The sequence below is a fragment of the Actinocorallia libanotica genome (assembly GCF_039525175.1).
In the GTDB taxonomy this organism is placed as follows: domain Bacteria; phylum Actinomycetota; class Actinomycetes; order Streptosporangiales; family Streptosporangiaceae; genus Actinocorallia; species Actinocorallia libanotica.
In genome coordinates, this window is sequence record NZ_BAAAHH010000103.1 from 1 (window position 1) to 1259 (window position 1259).

General features: G+C 73.6%; 4 protein-coding genes. All 4 read right to left on the bottom strand.

All coding sequences use genetic code 11. From position 1 onward, the window contains the following. Window positions 1-270: hypothetical protein (locus ABD140_RS39805; RefSeq protein WP_344248242.1), on the bottom strand; the 270-nt coding region annotated here is incomplete at its 3' end. Continuing rightward, complete coding sequence (locus ABD140_RS39810; RefSeq protein WP_344248244.1) at window positions 267-599, bottom strand: hypothetical protein; 333 nt, start codon at window positions 597-599, stop codon at window positions 267-269. The genes ABD140_RS39805 and ABD140_RS39810, both read right to left, overlap by 4 nt. Continuing rightward, window positions 596-1012: an ATP-binding protein gene (locus tag ABD140_RS39815; RefSeq protein WP_344248245.1), complete on the bottom strand. Its 417-nt coding sequence runs from the start codon at window positions 1010-1012 to the stop codon at window positions 596-598. Before ABD140_RS39815 ends, ABD140_RS39810 begins: the two co-directional genes overlap by 4 nt. Next, window positions 1009-1259, bottom strand: a 251-nt coding sequence (locus ABD140_RS39820; protein WP_344248247.1) for a hypothetical protein, incomplete at its 5' end; no start/stop codon positions are given. The genes ABD140_RS39815 and ABD140_RS39820, both read right to left, overlap by 4 nt.

Sequence of the window (1259 nt, forward strand, 5' to 3'; positions counted from 1 at the left end):
CTTGCGGCGCATCTTGCGGACCTTGTCGCTCTCCAGGAGCAGCGGGGTGTCGTCGTCCTGCAGGACGGCCAGGCGGTGGGCCTCGGCGACCTCGGCGCGCAGCTCGGCCACGCGCTTGGTCTCCCCGGTCGGCTCCGCCGTCTCGAACAGCTCCACCGTCTGCGTCTCGACCTCGGGGTGGTCGTTGGCGGCCAGCTCCAGCGCGGCCAGGCCGCGGGCGATGTCCTCGCCGGACGGCTCGGGGGAGGACGCGGGGATCATGGTGGTCATCGGCGGGCTCCAGCAATGAGGGTGACGAGACGGGCAAGAACGTTGGCCAGCAGCCAGACCGGGCCCAGGAAGACCAGCCAGGCCGCATTCGGGACCGCAGCGGCCCGGCCGTAGACCGCGAGCAGGACCAGGAGCAGGAGGCCGGCCAGGAGGGCGACGATGGCCAGGGCGGCCACGAACGCCGACCGCTGCGCGGCCGGCAGCAGCGGCAGGCGCACGCCGCGCTCGTAGCGGTCGGCCATCTCGGCGGTCAGGCCGAGCTGCTCGGCGGCCTGGGCGGGGGTGCGGCCCTGGATGCGCAGCTCGATGTAGAGGTGGCGGAGGTTCACTTGTCCTCCTCCTGCGCGCCGATGGTGACGGTGAAGACCTGGCACCCGTCGGGCTCCTCCTCGATCACGATGTGGCCGAAGTAGGCGCAGATGAACAGGCCGCGGCCGTAGTCGACGCGCTCACCCTCGTGCGGCTCGGCCGGGCCGTCGTCGCTGACGATGACCGAGACGTCGCCGTTGCGGCGGATGGCGACACCGACGCCGATCAAGCCGCCCTCGCGGCCCGAGCGCGAGTGGATGTGGGCGTTGGTGACCAGCTCGGAGACGACCCGGCGGGCGCCGTCCTGGGCGGGGTGGCCGGCCAGGTGCCCGGCCACGTGGTCGCGGGCGATCCCGACCACGCGCGGGTCGTTGCCGGGCAGGGTCCAGACGGCCACGTCGTGCATGACGGTCTCCAGGAAGGTCGCGTTCACCGGGCGCCCTCCGTCCGCGTCGGGCGGGGCAGGAACGCGCAGGTGGTGGCGTGGTCGTCGACCCAGGCCAGGAGCACCGGCAGGATGTCGCCGGTGTGGCTGGCGGGGGTGTCCTTGCTGCGGCCGCAGCCGTCGCACGCCGCGTGGTGCATCCGGTTGCCCCCGCGACCGGAGACGGTCACGTCGATCGGGGTGCCGTGGCGGGTGATGGCCCGAGCCACCACGCCCTCGGGCCAGATGGCGGCGG